Here is a 15,592-nt window from a genome sequence, read left to right as displayed (position 1 = left end):
GCCGGGTCGGGGGTCCGGCGGGGTGGTGCGAAAACGTGTTACTGACCAGTAAGGACGCGCGTGAATGCCGCCAACCGCCCGAGTTGCCGTCGATCGGTCCTACCCGACCCAAGTGCTGAGATCGGGGCCAGTCGCCGCAAGCGGAACTCTTGCCATCAATGACAAACGTGTGACAACTTCGACGAAGCCCGATCGGCCGAGCCTCACCGGCCGAACGGCTGCCCGGGGCTGCCGAAAGGCCGCCCGTGCTCAGCTCCAGGAGGTATCCATATGCGACTCTCCGGGTCATCGCGGCGTACCGCCACCGCCCTCACCGTGGCCGGCGCGCTGATCGTCGGCTCACTGGCCGGCGCTCCCGCAAACGCCGCACCCGAGACGTCCGCCACCCCCGAGAAGGCCACCGCGCTCGCCGCCGCACTCGGCGACCGCTCCGCCGGGACGTACGCCGACGCCGCCGGCGCCATGGTCGTCACGGTGACCGACGCCGCCGCCGCCCAGAAGGTCCGCGCGGCCGGCGCCACCCCCAAGCTCGTCACCCGGGGCGCGGACGACCTCGCCCGCGCCACCTCGGCGCTCGACAAGTCCGCCCGCATCCCGGGCACCGCCTGGTGGACCGACCCGGCGACCAACCAGGTGGTCGTCTCCGTCGACAGCACCGTCACCGGCGCGAAGCTGGACCGGGTCAAGGCCGTCGCGAAGCAGCTCGACGGCACGATCCGGATCGAGCGCGAGGCCGGCACGCTCGGCACCCGGACGGCCGGCGGCGAGGCCATCTACGCCCAGGGCGGCGGGCGCTGCTCGCTCGGCTTCAACGTGCGCAGCGGCAGCACCTACTACTTCCTGACCGCCGGGCACTGCACCGCGATCGCCGCCAACTGGTACGCCGACTCCGGGCAGAGCAGCCAGCTCGGCACCGGTGGCACCGGCAGCTTCCCCGGCAACGACTACGGCATCGTGCAGCACACGAACGCCGGCGCGGCCGAGAGCAGCGTCTCGCTCTACAACGGCAGCACGCAGGCCATCACCGGCGCGGCCGACGCGTTCGTCGGGCAGTCGGTGCAGCGCTCCGGCAGCACCACCGGCCTGCACGGCGGCACGGTCGAGGCGCTCGACGCCACGGTGAACTACGCCGAGGGCAGCGTCTCCGGCCTGATCCGCACGAACGTCTGCGCCGAGCCGGGCGACAGCGGCGGCTCGCTGTTCAGCGGCAGCAGCGCCATCGGCCTGACCTCCGGCGGCAACGGTGACTGCTCCTCCGGCGGGACCACCTACTTCCAGCCGGTGACCGAGGCGCTCAGCGTCTACGGCGTGAGCATCGCCTGATCGCGTCCGCGTACCGGAAGGGGTCGTCGGGAAACCGGCGGCCCCTTCCGACCGCTTTTGCCGTAACGGCAAGGATCCTTGCTGCCGGCCCGGCCCCCGCGCACGATGGCGGAGCCGGGCCGCCGACGTGCCCGGCGGCGAAGGAGGCAGGCATGACCGGGCACCACCACCAGCACCACCAGGACCCGCCGGCGGACACCGACCCGGCCCGGTTCTGGGACGAGCGGTACGGACAGGCGGAGCGGATCTGGAGCGGCCGGGTCAACCCGGTGCTCGCCGAGGTGGCCGCCGACCTGCCCCCGGGCACCGTGCTCGACCTGGGCAGCGGGGAGGGCGGCGACGCGGTCTGGTTGGCGACCCGGGGCTGGCACGTCACCGCCGTGGACATCTCGACCGTGGCGCTGGAGCGGCTCGCGGTCGAGGCCGCGCACGCCGGCGTGGCGGACCGGATCACCACCGCCCGGCACGACGTGACCCGGGACTTCCCGGCCGGCCGCTTCGACCTGGTGTCGGCGCAGTTCTTCCAGTCTCCGCTGGTGCTGCCCCGGGAACAGGTGCTGCCCCGGGCGGCCGGGGCGGTGGCGCCCGGCGGCCGGCTGCTCGTCGTCGAGCACGGCGCGCCGCCGCCGTGGTCCGGGCTCGACGCCGACGACCCGCGGTTCGCCAGCCCGGAGCGGATCCTCGCCGCGATCGACCTCGACCCGGACGGCTGGCGGATCGAGCGGCTCGGCGCGGCACGCCGCACCGCCACCGGCCCCGACGGTCACCCGGGAGAGCTGGTCGACCACGTGGTCCTGGCCCACCGCCGCTGACCGTCGGCCCCGGGCCGGGTCAACAGCAGCACCAGCGTGCCGGTCGCGCACAACGTCGCCGCCATGGCGTACGCCCAGCGGAAGCCGACCTGCGCGGAGAGCCCCAGCAGCGGGCCGGCGAGCACCGCGCCGATCGGGAACGTGTTGGTGAACAGCGTGGTGGCCCGGCCGGGCTGACCCGGCAGCAGATCCTGCACGTACGAGATGCCGACCCCGGAGACCGCGGCGATGAACAGCGCGTTGACCGGCTGCGCGACGAGCAGCACCGGCACGCTCGTCGCCCCGGCGGCGACCGCGTAGTAGGCGACGCCGCAGCCGGCCCCGACCAGGATCAACGGCCGGAGCCGGACCCGCGCGGTGAGCGCGCCCAGCCCCAGCATGAGCGGGATCTCCAGCGCGGCGCAGAGGCCCAGCACGAGGCCCGCGTCCGCCGGGTCGCCGCGCAGCACCCGGCCGATGAACAGCGGCAGCACCTGCACGCCGAGCGTCAGCGGGCACTGCAACATGGTGAAGGCGGCCACCGTCAGCGCCAACCGCCACCGCGACGCGCCCGGCGGGCCGGCGGCCGGCTCGTCCGGGGCCGGCCGCGGCGGCGCCGGCAGCTCCTCCAGCCGGAGCACGGCGATCAGCGCGGCCAGCGCGTACATGACCGCGGCCGCGCCGTAGACCAGCCGGAAGCCGCCGACGGAGAGCAGGACCGCGGCCAGCGGCGGCCCGGCCACCCAGGACAGCGAGAAGACGGTACGCATCACGCTGACGCCGAGCGCGGCCCGCCCGGGACTGTCCCGGTCGAGCAGTTGGCGGGTGTAGGCGAACGACTGCGGGAACAGCGAGTTGGCCAGCGCCATCACGGTCGCGGTCAGCGCCATCAGGACCCAGTAGTCGCGGACGAACGCGATCAGGCCGGCGCCCACCATCCCGGCCAGCGACGCGCCGATCAGCAGCCGACGCCGGATCGGCCACCGGTCCGACAGCCGCCCCACCAGCACCGCCACCGCCACCCCGGACAGCGGCGTGACGACCAGGAACACGGTGACCCGCACCGGATCGGCCCGCACCTCGGTGTCGAGGAACAGCGACAGGAAGGGCATCACCACGGAGACGGAGGTGCCGACGGTCAGGAACAGCAGGGCCAGCGGAAGCAGCCGGAAGCGGCCGGCGCGCACCGCCGGCCTGGTGTCGACAGCCATGCGGCGCACGGTACGCCGTACCGGTGACAAACCCGGCCCGGACGTGATTCTTACCGTCCTCGAACACCGCGCCGCTAACGTCGGCGGCATGAGGGAACGGGAAGCGGTGGCGCACCTGTTGCGCCGGGCGACGTTCGGGCCGACCGCCGACGAGGTGGACGACGCCGAGCGGGCCGGGCTCGCCGCCACCCTCGACCGGCTGCTCGACCCCGCCGGGCCGGACCGGGGCGCGACGGCCACCCCGACGCCCGCGCTCGGCCCCGACCCGGCGGCGGCGCTCGGCCAGGACGCCACCCGTGAGCAACGCCAACAGGTCAACCGCGAGCGTCGTGAGCAGGTGAGCACGCTGACCGCCTGGTGGCTGGCGCGGATGATCGCCGCCGAGCACCAGGGCGACGAGAAGCTGCTGTTCTTCTGGCACGGGCACTGGGCCACGAGCGTGCGCAAGGTCCGGTCGGCGCCGCTGATGCTGCGTCAGTTGGAGACGCTTCGACGGTACGGTCGGGGCCCGCTGGCGCCGCTGGTCGACGCCATGGTCCGGGACCCGGCGCTCATCCTCTGGCTCGACGGCCAGCAGAACACCCGGCGGGCGCCGAACGAGAACCTGGCCCGTGAGCTGCTGGAACTGTTCACGCTCGGCATCGGCGGCGGCTACGGCGAGACCGACGTCAAGGAGGGCGCGCGGGCGCTCACCGGCTGGACGGTGGACCGGCGTACCGGCGTCGCCCGGTTCGTGGCCCGGCGGCACGACCCCGGGCCGAAGACGATCCTCGGCAGCCGTGCCGCCTTCGACGCCGGCTCGTACGCGGCGCTGCTCGCCGGCCGCCCGGAGACCGCCCGGTTCGTCGCCGGCCGGCTGTGGTTCCGCTACGCCGGCGCGCAGGTGCCGCCGCCGGCGGACCTCGCCGGCCCGGACACCGTCGGCACGCTGCGCCGGATCTTCACCGCGCCGGCGTTCGCGCAGACCCGCGACACGCTCGTCAAGCAACCCGTCGAATGGCTGGTCGGCGCGGCCCGGCAGTTGGGGGTGCGCCCGGCGGCGTTGTCGGAGGCGGGCCGGCGCCGGCTGCTGGCCGGGCTCAACGCCCTGGACCAGGTGCCGTTGCGGCCACCGAGCGTCGGCGGCTGGCCGGCCGGCACGGCCTGGCTGACCACCTCGTCGTTGCAGGCCCGGATGAGGGTCGCCGACCAGGTGGCCGGCGCGGCCGATCCGGCGGTGCTGGCCCGGCTCGCCGCCGCGCCGCCGGCGGGTCGGCCCGACGCGTTGGCGCGGCTGCTGGTCGTGGACCGGTGGAGCGATCGCACCCGGGCCGCCCTGGCCCCGCTGGCCGGACAACCCCGCCGGCTGCTGGTCGCCGGCCTGGTCAGCCCCGAGTACGCGGTCAGTTGAGAGGAGCGATCCGTGGACGTCCTGACCCGACGGCGGTTCCTGGTGGCCAGTGGTGTGGTCGGCGCGAGCGCCCTGGCCGGCGGCGCCGCCGCGTACCGCCTGAACGACCTGCTCGCCACCGCCGGTGACCGGGACCCGCAGGCCCGCACGCTGGTCCTGGTCACGCTGTACGGCGGCAACGACGGCCTGAACACCGTCGTGCCCCACGCCGACCCCGCCTACCGGAACGCCCGGCCCGACCTGGCGTACTCGGCCGAGGAGGTGCTGCGGCTCGACGACGGCACCGGCCTCAACCCGGCGCTCGCCGGGCTGCACCGCGCGTACGGCGCGGGACGGCTCGCGGTGGTGCGCGGCGTCGGCTACCCGAAGCCGGACCGTAGCCACTTCCGTTCCATGGACATCTGGCACACCGCCCAGCCGGACCGGCCCGGCACCACGGGTTGGCTGGGCCGCTGGCTCGACCGGGCCGGCGCGGACCCCCGGCTGGCGGTGTCGTTCGAACCGGCCCTGCCGCCACTGCTGGCCGGGGAACGCGGGGCGGGGGCGTCGGTGCCGGTGACCGAGCGGGAGGGCCCGCCCCGGCTCGCCGCCGAGACGCTCACCGCGCTCGCGGCCGTCGCGCCGGACGACTCACCGGCCCGGGCCCGCGCGGCGGCCTGCTTCGCCGACCTGGGCGCCGTGGACGCGATGGTCCGGCAGGTCCGGGCCACGCCGGCGGGGGAGGACGCCGAGGACGACGGGGAGACCGCGTCGGCCACCGCGACCGGCGGCGCCCGGGCCTCCCTGGACGCGCAACTCGACCTGGTCGCCCGTTGTGTCGAGGCGGGGGTCGTCACCCGGGTCTTCTCCGTCTCGCTCGGCGGCTTCGACACGCACGCCGACGAGAAGCAGCTCCAGCAGGTGCTGCTCGGGCAGCTCGACGGCGCGTTGAGTCGCTTCACCGACCGGATGTCGCGCACCGAGGCCGGCCGCAAGGTGGTGGTGGCGGTCTACTCGGAGTTCGGCCGCCGGGTCCGGGCCAACGCCTCCGACGGCACCGATCACGGCACCGCCTCGAACGTGCTGCTGCTGGGCGCGCCGGTCGACGGCGGCCTGTACGGCGAGCCGCCCAGCCTCACCGACCTCGACGACGGCGACCTGAAGTTCACCACCGACTTCCGGGACGTCTACGCCACGCTGTTGGAGCGGGTGCTGGACACCGACGCCGGGGCGGTCCTCGGGGGCTGGCGGGGGCGGCTCGCCGACGCGCTCTGAGCCGGCGACGCCGGGTCAGCCGACCGCGGTGGCCGACGGCGGCGCGCTGCCGCCGCGCGGCGCCTCGGCCGTCATCAGGCGGATGATCTCCGCCCGGTCGGCCTCCGACGGCAGCCCCCACTCCGGCCGGTAGCCGTACACCTGGTCGAGCGGGGTGGCGGCGGTCCGGCCGTCGACGATCTCGACCGAGTCGGTGCCGATCAGGCCGGGATGCTCCACGCCGCACGCCTCGGCGACCTTGACCAGGTCCCGGCGCAGCGTCCGCACGTAGTTGGCGGCCCGCACCGACTTGCGGGCCGGGTCCAGACCCCGGGCCAGCCAGGCGTTCTGGGTCGCGACGCCGGTCGGGCAGGTGTCGGTGTGGCACTTCTGCGCCTGGATGCAGCCGATCGCCAGCATCGCCTCCCGGCCGACGTTGACCATGTCGGCGCCGAGCGCGAACGCGACCACCGCGTTGTCCGGCAGGCCGAGCTTGCCCGCGCCGACGAAGACCACCTGCTCGTGCAGGCCGCGCTCGGCGAACGTCCGGTAGACGCGGGAGAAGCCCTGCTGGAACGGCAGCGACACCGAGTCGCTGAAGATGAGCGGGGCGGCGCCGGTGCCGCCCTCGCCGCCGTCGACGGTCACGAAGTCGACCCCCCGGCCGGTGTCCCGCATCAGCGTGGCGAGGTCCTCCCAGAAGCCCAGGTCGCCGACCGCCGACTTGATGCCGACCGGCAGGCCGGTCTCGGCCGCGAGCAGCTCCACCCAGTCCAGCAGGCTGTCGCAGTCGGAGAACTCGGCGTGCCGCGACGGGCTGACGCAGTCCTGCCCGGCCGGGATGCCCCGGGTGGCGGCGATCTCGGCGGAGACCTTCGCCGCCGGCAGCAGACCGCCCAGGCTGGGCTTGGCGCCCTGGCTGAGTTTGATCTCCAACGCCCGCACCGGCGCGCCCGCCACCAGCTCCTTGAGCCGGTCCAGGCTGAACCGGCCGTGGGCGTCGCGGCAGCCGAAGTACGCGGTGCCGAGCTGGAAGACCAGCTCCCCGCCCTTGCGGTGGTACGGCGACAGGCCGCCCTCACCGGTGTTCTGGAAGCAGCCGGCCAGCGCGGCACCCCGGTTCAACGCCTCGACAGCGTTGCCGGAGAGCGAGCCGAAGCTCATCCCGGAGATGTTGACCACCGACTCCGGCCGGAACGCCCGCGCCCGCCCGCGCGCCGCGCCCAGCACCTTGGCGCAGGGCAACGCCACGTCGTGCCCGGCGGCCGGCGCGGACGGCGGCACGGCCCGCCCGAACGTGCGGTGCTTGATGATCGGGTAGCCGCGGGTGTGCTCGATGTCGTTGTCGGTGCCGAACCCGAAGTAGTTGTTCTCCTGCTTCGCCGAGGCGTACACCCAGCGCCGCTGGTCGCGGGTGAACGGCCGCTCCTCGTCGTTGCCGGCCACCACGTACTGGCGCAGCTCGGGCCCGATCGACTCGATCAGGTAGCGGGCGCGGCCGAGGACGGGAAAGTTGCGGCGCAGCGCGTGGTCACGTTGCAGCAGGTCCCGTGCGGCGAGCGCGGCGACGGCGGCGACGGCGGCGGGTACGGCTCTTCTGGCCCAGCTCATCCCGCCACTCTTTCCGCCCGGGCCGCCGGCCAAACTCGGGCGGGAACCCGAGCGGCGCGAGCGGTGTCAGGGAAGTGGACCGAGCTGGAGGTTGCGCGGCGGTGGCGACCGGCCGGTTGCCGGACTGTGCGGACGCCGGGTTCCACGGCGACACGCGGCTGGCCTGGTCCGGCCGGTCCGACACGATGGACCTCGGCTACCGGGCCGCCGGCTGAGGCCGGGGTCGGCGACGGGTTCGTGCCCCGGCGGCGGGGCATGGGCCGGTCCGGTCCGGGTAACGCCGGGTCATGGCGAAGTACACGAAGCCGGAACTGCGGGAGCGGCTGAAGGAGGAGATCAAGGCCTCCGACAAGGGCGGCCGGCCGGGGCAGTGGTCGGCCCGCAAGTCGCAGTTGCTGACCAACGAGTACAAGAAGCGCGGCGGGGGCTTCGCGGGCCCGAAGGACGCACGGCAGCGTTCCCTGCAACGCTGGGGCGGCGAGCAGTGGCAGACCCGGTCCGGTGACACCCGTGCCCGGCACAACGGTGAAACCGAGCGTTACCTGCCGAAACAGGCATGGGAGGAGCTGTCCGAGCAGGACCGGCGGGAAACCGACAGTCGCAAGCGGCGCGCCTCCCGCACCGGCCGGCAGTACGTGCCGAACACCGGCCCGGCCAAGCGGGCCCGCCGGGACGCGACCGCGGCCGAACAGGTCAACGAGCTGCCGGTGGCGGAGGCGGCGAAGCTGGTGCGCGACCTCGACAAGCGCCAGCTCGACGCGGCGTTGCGTAGGGAACGCGGCGGCAAGGCCCGCAGCACGCTGATCCGACGGCTGGAGTCGGAACTCCGCCGCCGGACCGCGTGAGCACCGACTACCGGCGCGGCTGCTGCGGGACGCGGGGCAGCACGAACGGCGGCCCGGCGAAGATGAGGTCGGCCTTCAGCTCCTGGTACGACCGCTTCGGCTGGTAGTTCTCGTCGTACACGGTGGCCAGGCCCTCCGGCGGGTCCGAGAACGCGCCCGGCACCCAGGAGTGCTTGTCGGTGAAGCCCCAGAGCGTGAACGACAGGCAGTGCCGCTCGGCCAGGCAGGCGCGCAGCAGCGTGCTGAAGTTGGCCGCGGACGCCTGCAACCGGGGGTTGATCTCGGCGGAGTCACCGGCCTGCACCCCGGCGGTCAGCTGGCTGCGCACGTCCACCTCGGTGAACGCGGTGGCCAGGCCCAGGCCGGCGAACTTCCGCAGCGCGGCGGCGACCTGGAGCGTGTCGTAGTTGCCGTACTGGGTGCCCAGGTGGCCCTGGCTGCCGACGCCGTCGATCGGCACGCCCCGGGCCCGCAGGTCCCGCGCCATCTCGTAGACGAACTGCGTCTTGTCGTCGGCCGGGTTGCCGGAGCCGAACGCCTCGATGTTGTAGTCGTTGTAGAACAGCAGCGCGTTCGGGTCGGCGGCACGGGCCCAGCGGAACGCGTCGGCGATGTAGCCGGGCCCGAGGTGTTCGGCCCAGAAGCCCTTGTAGTGCAGCGTGGACGGGGTGTCCCAGGGGTCGCTGACCGCCTCGTTCACCACGTCCCACTGCCAGATCCGGCCCTTGAAGTGGCGGACCACGGCGGTGATGTGGTCGCGCAGGATGCGGCGCAGCTCGGCGGTGTCGATGGAGCCGTCCTCGACGCCGCTGGTCAGCCACGCCGGCAACTGGTTGTGCCAGACCAGCACGTGACCGCGGACCCGCTGGTCGTGCTGGCGGGCGAACGCGACCAGCTTGTCGGCCGGCCCCCAGTCGTAGGTGCCGCGGGTGGGTTCCAGGCTCTCCCACTTCATCACGTTCTCGGCGGTGACGGTGGAGAACTCGGACCCGGCCAGCTCGCGGTAGCGCGGCTCGGCGGCGTTGTCCAGCGCGGCCATGTCGACCGCGGTGCCCACGTACAGGCCGTGCCGTTGGGCCAGGGCACGCAGGCTCTGCGCGGTCGGGTCGTAGGGGCGTCCGGCGGTGGCGGGTACGGCGTTGAGGGCGGCGGCGGTCGCCACGGCGACCAGGCCGGCGGCGATCCAACGGCTCGGCTTCACAGGTGTCCTTCCGGCAGCGGGCGAAACTTCCGGGAACTTTTCCGAAACTCGGCCGGAACATTACGGCCGTCGATGTGGCGTCGTCAATCGCCCGGCGCGCCGGTGTCTTGACACCCGCCGTTGTGAACGTGAACATAGATGGTTGTCTGTATGGGGAGGTCTTCGCGTGAACGAGATGCGGCGTCGTCGGTTGCTGATCGCGCTGGTGGGCGCGCTGATCGCGCTGGTGGGTGGCGTGGCGGTCGCCCCGACGCCGGCCGCCGCCGCCACCGACGGGTTCCGGGGCATGAACTGGGCGGTGCTGGGCGACAACTTCAGCACCGGCCCGCTCGTCGTGCAGGGCCTGAGCATGTCCGACAGCAACGCGACCGTGCGGGCCAAGGCCAACGCCCTCTACGACGACATGGCGGCCACCATGGGCGTCAACACCGTCCGGCTGCCGATCAACACGCACACCGTGGGCACGGCGTGGTGGGAGGCGTACCGGGGCGCGATCGACGCCGCCACCGCGCGGGGCTTCAAGGTCATCCTCGCCTACTGGGAGGACGGCGCCGCCTCCGGCGGCCGGATCACGAACCTCGCCGCCTGGAACGCGATGTGGTCCACGGTGACCAACACGTACGGCGCGAACCCCAACGTCTACTTCGAGCCGATGAACGAGCCGCACGGCTACAGCTCGGCGGAGTGGCGCGACGTCGCGGCCAACTGGCTCAGCTACCACTACTCGGCGGTGCCCGGTCGGGTGCTGATTGGCGGCACCGGCTTCAGCCAGGATCTGCGCGACGTCTGCAACGATTCCCGCTTCGCCGCGACGCTGTTCTCCTTCCACCACTACGCGTTCTTCTACGAGGCGATGAGCTACGACGCCTTCCGGAGCCACATCCAGACCCGCCTCGGCACCTGCGCCTCCCGCGCGGTGGTCACCGAGTTCGGCGCGCCGATGAACGACGGCCGCGACTACGCCGACGCCGCCAGCACCGACAACTTCGTCCGCCACATCCGCGCCGTGGCCCAGGTCATGCGCGACAACCGGATGGGCGGCACCTACTGGCCGGCCCTCGGCGGCAAGCCCGGCACCATCGGGTACGACTGGTACTCGATGTTCTCGCTCAGCGGCAGCGGCACGAGCCTCGACCTGACCGTCCGCAATCCCTCCGGCGCGGACCGGATCCGCTACGGGTGGGGCGACACGGTCGGCGGCGGGCCCACCACGCCGCCGCCGTCGACCGGGACGTTCTACCGGGTCACCGTGCGCCACAGCGGCAAGGCGATGGACGTCCAGGCGCCGAACACCGACAACGGCGCGCGCGTCGGCCAGTACACGTACGGCGGCAACGCGTGGCAGCAGTGGCAGTTCGTCGACGCCGGCAGCGGCTGGTGGCGCCTCGTCAGCCGGCACAGCGGGAAGTGCCTCGACGTGACGGGCGCCTCGACCGCCGACGGCGCCGAACTCATCCAGTACACCTGCGGCAGCGGCGCGAACCAGCAGTTCCAGATGGTGGCCAACGGCACCTGGTTCCAGCTCCGGGCCCGGCACAGCGGCAAGTGCGTGGACGTGCCGGCCCTGTCGACCGCGGACGGCGTGGTCCTCAAGCAGTACCCGTGCAACACCGGCGCCAACCAGCAGTGGTCGCGCACGCCTGTCTGACCGTGGTCTAGTCGAGCGGGCGGCAGGAGGCCCGCACCACCAGCTCGGTGGGCAGCCGGATGTGCGCGTCGCGTTCGACGCCGGCGATCAGGTCGATCAGCAGGCGCAGCGACTCAGCGCCCATCCGTTGCAGCGGCTGCCGGATCGTGGTCAGCGGCGGGTCGACGAGCGCCGACTCGGGGACGTTGTCGAAGCCGATCACCGACAGGTCGTCCGGCACCGGGATGCCCATGCTCCGGGCCACGTCCAGCGTGGAGATCGCCGAGAGGTCGTTGCCGGCGAAGATCGCGGTCGGCCGGTCGGGGAGCGCGAGCAGTTCCGCCGCCGTGCCGGCCGCGCCCTCGATCCGGAAGCCGCCGACGCGGACCAGCCGCTCGTCCACCGCCACGCCGGCGTCCGCCATGGCCTGGCGGAACCCGGCCTCCCGCAGGCGCGCCGACTCCAGGTCGGGCCGACCGCTGATGTGCCCGATCCGTCGGTGGCCCAGCGACAGCAGGTAGTTGGTCGCGAGCACCGCGCCGGCGAAGTTGTCCGAGTCGACGGTGGGCAGCCCGGACGGGCCGGTGTGCGGGTCGACGGCCACGACGTGGAAGCCGTGCTTGGTCTCGACCACGGTCGGCGTCACGATCACCGCGCCGTCGATCAGCGTCCCGGACAGGCGGGCCAGCGACCGACGCTCCCACCCGATGGCGGCGCCCTCGCCGTCGCCGCTGGAGTAGGCCAGCAACTGGTACCCGCTGCCGGCCACCTCGCGGGAGGCGCCCTTGAGCAGCTCGGTCGAGAACGGCTCGAACTCGGCGACCAGGATGCCCAGCACGTTCGTCCGGTGGCTGCGCAGGCTCTGCGCGCCCAGGTCGGCCTCGTACCCGAGGTCGTGGATGACCTGTCGCACGCGCTCGACGGTGGCCTGCGCGACGCCGCACCTCCCATTGACGACCTTTGATACGGTCGCCACCGAGACGCCGGCGGTGCGGGCCACGTCCGACATCTTGACGCGCTGCGGGAAGGTCACGACGACGATGATAGAGGTCTCGTGAGGCTGCGTCGCGACGGTTCGAAAACGTTATCGATACCGATTGACATCGAGTTACGTGGCTGTAACACTCCCCGACAGGTAACCCGACTGAGTGGTCGAGGAGACATCTAATGGCGATGAAACGCCGCGCCGGTGCCGTGTTGGCACTGTTGATGACCAGCGCCCTCGTCGCCGCCGGATGCAGCGGCGGTGGCGACGACGACAAGGCGGCTCCGGAGAGCGAGCTGTACAAGAACCCGGTGACCCTGACCTGGTGGCACAACGCCTCCCAGGACGGCCCCGGCAAGACGTACTGGGAGAAGGTCGCCAAGGACTTCTCCACCGCCCACCCGACCGTCAAGATCGAGATCGAGGCGATCGAGACCAACCAGCTCCAGCGCACCCGGCTCCCGGCCGCGCTGCTGAGCAACGACCCGCCGGACGTCTTCCAGGCCTGGGGCGGCGGCGAGATGCGCGAGCAGGTGGAGGCCGACTACCTCAAGGAGATCACCGACCAGGTCAAGACCGAGGTCGCCGACATCGGCTCCGCGGCCGAGATCTGGCAGGTCAACGGCAAGCAGTACGGCCTGCCGTACCGGATGGGCATCGAGGGCGTCTGGTACAACAAGGACATGTTCGCGAGGGCGGGCATCTCGGCGCCGCCGACCACCTTCGAGGAACTCAACGCCGCGGTCACCAAGCTCAAGGCGATCAACGTCATCCCGATCGCCCTCGGCGCCGGTGACAAGTGGCCGGCCGCGCACTGGTGGTACAACTTCGCGCTGCGCGCCTGCTCGGTCGACACGCTGAAGAAGGCGTCCACCGACCGGAACTTCGACGACCCGTGCTTCGTGAAGGCCGGCCAGGACCTCAAGACCTTCATCGACACCAAGCCGTTCCAGAAGAACTTCATCGCCACGCCCGGCCAGAACGACCCGACCAGCGCCAACGGTCTGCTCGCCAACGGCAAGGCCGCGATGGAGCTGATGGGCGACTGGAACCGGGGCACCCTGGACACGGTCGCCACCGACAAGGCGGCGCTCGGCAAGTTCCTCGGCTGGTTCCCGGTGCCGGCGATCTCCGGTTCCGCCGGTGACCCGAAGGCGGCCCTCGGCGGGGGCGACGGATTCGCCTGCGCCAAGCAGGCTCCGGCGGAGTGCGTCGAGTTCCTCAAGTACCTCGTGAGCCCCGAGGTGCAGAAGGGCTACGCCGCCACCGGCACCGGCCTCCCGGTCGCCAAGGGCGCGGCGGACGGCGTGACCGACCCCGCGCTGAAGTCCATCCTGACGGCCACGTCCGAGGCCACCTACGTGCAACTCTGGTTGGACACCGCCTACGGCAGCACCGTCGGCAGCGCGATGAACGACGCCATCGTCGCCATCTTCGCCGGCAACGGCACGCCGGAGAAGGTCGTCTCCGCCATGAAGGCGGCCGCGAGCAAGTGACCTCCACCGACCAGACCCGGTTCCCCGCCGGCGGCGTCACCGCGCCGCCGGCGGGCTCCCGGCCCACCGGACGCGCCTCCTCCCGCCGGGCCGAGACCCGCCGCAAGTGGTACGAGATCGTCGGGCTCACCACGCCGGCGCTCGTCGTCTACGTGACGTTCGTGCTGGTGCCGATGGGCTTCGCGTTCTACTACAGCCTGTTCCGGTGGCGCGGGGTGGGCCCACCCACCGAGTTCGTCGGCTTCAAGAACTACGTCCTCGCCTTCCAGGACCCGATCTTCCTCGACGCGCTGCGCAACAACGCGATCGTCGTGTTCGGGTCGCTGCTGGTCCAGGGGCCGCTCGCGCTCGGCGTCGCGCTGCTGCTCAACCGCCGCTTCCGCGGGCGCGGCGCGTTCCGCCTGCTGGCCTTCGTGCCGTACGTGCTCGCCGAGGTCACCGTCGGCATCATGTGGAAGCTGATCCTGACCGGCGACGGCACGGCCGACGAACTGCTGCGGGCACTGGGCCTGGGCGGTCTGGTCCAGGCGTGGCTCGCCGACCTCGACGTGGTCATCTGGACCCTGCTGTTCGTCCTCACCTGGAAGTACGTCGGCTTCGCCATCATCCTGCTGCTCGCCGGCCTGTCCAACGTGCCGGAGGAGCTGACCGAGGCCGCCGCGATCGACGGCGCGAGCTGGTGGCAGACCCAACGCCACATCACGCTGCCGCTGCTCGGCCCCACGATCCGGATCTGGATGTTCCTGTCGGTGATCGGCTCGCTCCAGGTCTTCGACGTGGTCTGGGTGACCTCGGTGCCCGCGGTGCGCTCCCTCGGCGCGTCGGCCACCATGGCCACCTACATGGTGGACAACGGCTTCTTCGCCCGGCTGTGGGGCTACGGCAACGCGGTGGCCGTGATCCTGTTCGTCATCTCCTTCGTGGCGGCGCTGCTGTTCCAGCGCTTCCTGCTCCGCCGCGACATCGAGGGCGCCATCACCAGAAGGGCGAACTGACCGTGACCGCGAACTCCGTCCTGCCCCCGTCCGCCGGGCGCCGGCCGATCTCCTGGGGCACGCCGCTGACGTACGCGCTCGCGCTCGCGGTCGCGGCCGTGTCGATCGCCCCGATCGTCTACGTCATCGTCGGCGGCTTCCGCACCACGCCGCAGATCGTCGCCGACCCGGCCGGGCTGCCCGACCCGTGGGTGTGGGACAACTACGCGCGGGTGCTGACCCAGAGCGACTTCTGGCGGCAGGCGTTCAACAGCGCGGTGATCGCGTTCGGCACCACGCTCGGCGTGGTGGTGCTCGGCCTGTGCGCCGCGTTCGTGATCGCCCGTTACACGTTCCGCGGCCGGGAGGCGCTCAACACGTTCTTCACGCTCGGCCTGCTCTTCCCGGCCGGCGCGGCCATCCTGCCGCTCTACCTGATGCTGCGGGACCTGAACCTGATCAACTCGTACTACGCGGTGATCCTCCCGCAGGTCGCCTTCTCGCTGCCGATCACGATCGTCATCCTCCGGCCCTTCCTGGCGGCCATTCCCCGGGAGTTGGAGGACGCGGCGGCGATCGACGGCGCGGACCGGCTCGGCTTCCTCTGGCGCATCGTGCTGCCGTTGTCGCGGCCCGCGCTCGTCACCGTCGGGATCCTCGCGTTCGTCGCGAGTTGGAACGCGTTCCTGCTGCCGCTGCTCGTCCTCGGCGACGTCAGCCTGCACACCCTGCCGCTGGGGGTGCAGAACTTCTCCAGCCAGTACACCACCGACACCGCGGGCGTCCTCGCCTTCACCTCGCTGGCGATGCTGCCGGCACTGCTCTTCTTCACGCTCGCCGAGAAGCAGATCGTCGGTGGCCTGCAGGGTGCGGTCAAGGGCTGAGCGGCAGCGGTACGAGCACAA

General features: G+C 72.5%; 14 protein-coding genes. 10 read left to right on the top strand and 4 right to left on the bottom strand.

Annotation, left to right across the window (positions count from 1 at the left end):
- Positions 1–270 precede the first annotated feature (270 nt).
- Both ACLQ2W_RS13570 and ACLQ2W_RS13565 read left to right on the top strand, forming a co-directional pair.
- Positions 271–1,323: a S1 family peptidase gene (locus tag ACLQ2W_RS13570; protein ID WP_281942011.1), complete on the top strand. Its 1,053-nt coding sequence runs from the start codon at positions 271–273 to the stop codon at positions 1,321–1,323.
- Positions 1,324–1,475: 152 nt separating this feature from the next.
- The gene (locus ACLQ2W_RS13565; protein WP_425786695.1) at positions 1,476–2,135 is read left to right on the top strand and encodes a class I SAM-dependent methyltransferase; all 660 of its coding nucleotides are present in this window, start codon (positions 1,476–1,478) and stop codon (positions 2,133–2,135) included.
- On the opposite strand, the gene ACLQ2W_RS13560 is transcribed toward ACLQ2W_RS13565, so the two are convergent.
- Positions 2,087–3,325, bottom strand: coding sequence for a sugar efflux transporter (locus ACLQ2W_RS13560; protein WP_425786694.1), 1,239 nt, complete (start codon positions 3,323–3,325; stop codon positions 2,087–2,089). The two genes, ACLQ2W_RS13565 and ACLQ2W_RS13560, sit on opposite strands and share 49 nt — an antisense overlap.
- An 88-nt stretch (positions 3,326–3,413) precedes the next feature.
- Between ACLQ2W_RS13560 and ACLQ2W_RS13555 the strand changes: the two genes are divergently transcribed.
- Together ACLQ2W_RS13555 and ACLQ2W_RS13550 are read left to right on the top strand one after the other, a co-directional pair.
- On the top strand, positions 3,414–4,715 hold the full coding sequence (locus tag ACLQ2W_RS13555) for a DUF1800 domain-containing protein (protein ID WP_425786693.1): 1,302 nt from the start codon (positions 3,414–3,416) through the stop codon (positions 4,713–4,715).
- Positions 4,716–4,727: 12 nt separating this feature from the next.
- Complete coding sequence (locus ACLQ2W_RS13550; protein WP_425786692.1) at positions 4,728–5,969, top strand: DUF1501 domain-containing protein; 1,242 nt, start codon at positions 4,728–4,730, stop codon at positions 5,967–5,969.
- Positions 5,970–5,984: 15 nt separating this feature from the next.
- Here ACLQ2W_RS13550 and ACLQ2W_RS13545 read toward each other — a convergent pair whose 3' ends face one another.
- Positions 5,985–7,559 (bottom strand): glutamate synthase-related protein, encoded by a 1,575-nt coding sequence (locus ACLQ2W_RS13545; protein ID WP_425786691.1) that lies wholly within the window; start codon positions 7,557–7,559, stop codon positions 5,985–5,987.
- 74 nt (positions 7,560–7,633) lie between these two features.
- Between ACLQ2W_RS13545 and ACLQ2W_RS13540 the strand changes: the two genes are divergently transcribed.
- Together ACLQ2W_RS13540 and ACLQ2W_RS13535 are read left to right on the top strand one after the other, a co-directional pair.
- Complete coding sequence (locus tag ACLQ2W_RS13540) at positions 7,634–7,774, top strand: hypothetical protein (RefSeq protein WP_425786690.1); 141 nt, start codon at positions 7,634–7,636, stop codon at positions 7,772–7,774.
- Positions 7,775–7,846: 72 nt separating this feature from the next.
- A complete protein-coding gene (locus ACLQ2W_RS13535) occupies positions 7,847–8,404 on the top strand; it encodes a DUF5872 domain-containing protein (protein ID WP_425786689.1) in 558 nt (185 codons plus the stop codon).
- 7 nt (positions 8,405–8,411) lie between these two features.
- Here the strand turns inward: ACLQ2W_RS13535 and ACLQ2W_RS13530 are convergent, their stop codons facing one another.
- Positions 8,412–9,605, bottom strand: a complete 1,194-nt coding sequence (locus ACLQ2W_RS13530; RefSeq protein WP_425786687.1) for an endo-1,4-beta-xylanase — start codon at positions 9,603–9,605, stop codon at positions 8,412–8,414.
- A gap of 175 nt (positions 9,606–9,780) precedes the next feature.
- On the opposite strand from ACLQ2W_RS13530, the gene ACLQ2W_RS13525 reads away from it, so the two are divergent.
- Complete coding sequence (locus ACLQ2W_RS13525; protein WP_425786962.1) at positions 9,781–11,253, top strand: RICIN domain-containing protein; 1,473 nt, start codon at positions 9,781–9,783, stop codon at positions 11,251–11,253.
- Between the two features lie 7 nt (positions 11,254–11,260).
- Here ACLQ2W_RS13525 and ACLQ2W_RS13520 read toward each other — a convergent pair whose 3' ends face one another.
- On the bottom strand, positions 11,261–12,265 hold the full coding sequence (locus ACLQ2W_RS13520; protein WP_425786686.1) for a LacI family DNA-binding transcriptional regulator: 1,005 nt from the start codon (positions 12,263–12,265) through the stop codon (positions 11,261–11,263).
- Positions 12,266–12,399: 134 nt separating this feature from the next.
- Between ACLQ2W_RS13520 and ACLQ2W_RS13515 the strand changes: the two genes are divergently transcribed.
- The 3 genes from ACLQ2W_RS13515 to ACLQ2W_RS13505 are packed head-to-tail and all read left to right on the top strand — an operon-like array spanning position 12,400 to position 15,571.
- Entirely contained in the window at positions 12,400–13,713 is a 1,314-nt protein-coding gene (locus ACLQ2W_RS13515) for an ABC transporter substrate-binding protein (RefSeq protein ID WP_425786685.1), read from the top strand.
- A complete protein-coding gene (locus ACLQ2W_RS13510) occupies positions 13,710–14,708 on the top strand; it encodes a carbohydrate ABC transporter permease (protein WP_107157348.1) in 999 nt (332 codons plus the stop codon). The genes ACLQ2W_RS13515 and ACLQ2W_RS13510 overlap by 4 nt, the downstream gene beginning before the upstream one ends.
- Complete coding sequence (locus ACLQ2W_RS13505; protein ID WP_396775063.1) at positions 14,705–15,571, top strand: carbohydrate ABC transporter permease; 867 nt, start codon at positions 14,705–14,707, stop codon at positions 15,569–15,571. Before ACLQ2W_RS13510 ends, ACLQ2W_RS13505 begins: the two co-directional genes overlap by 4 nt.
- The last annotated feature ends 21 nt before the right edge of the window (positions 15,572–15,592 follow it).

It is taken from the genome of Micromonospora sp. DT227 (assembly GCF_049841835.1).
GTDB lineage: Bacteria > Actinomycetota > Actinomycetes > Mycobacteriales > Micromonosporaceae > Micromonospora.
The sequence above is the reverse complement of the archived record's forward strand: the minus strand, read 5'-3'. Positions and strand labels throughout refer to the sequence as shown.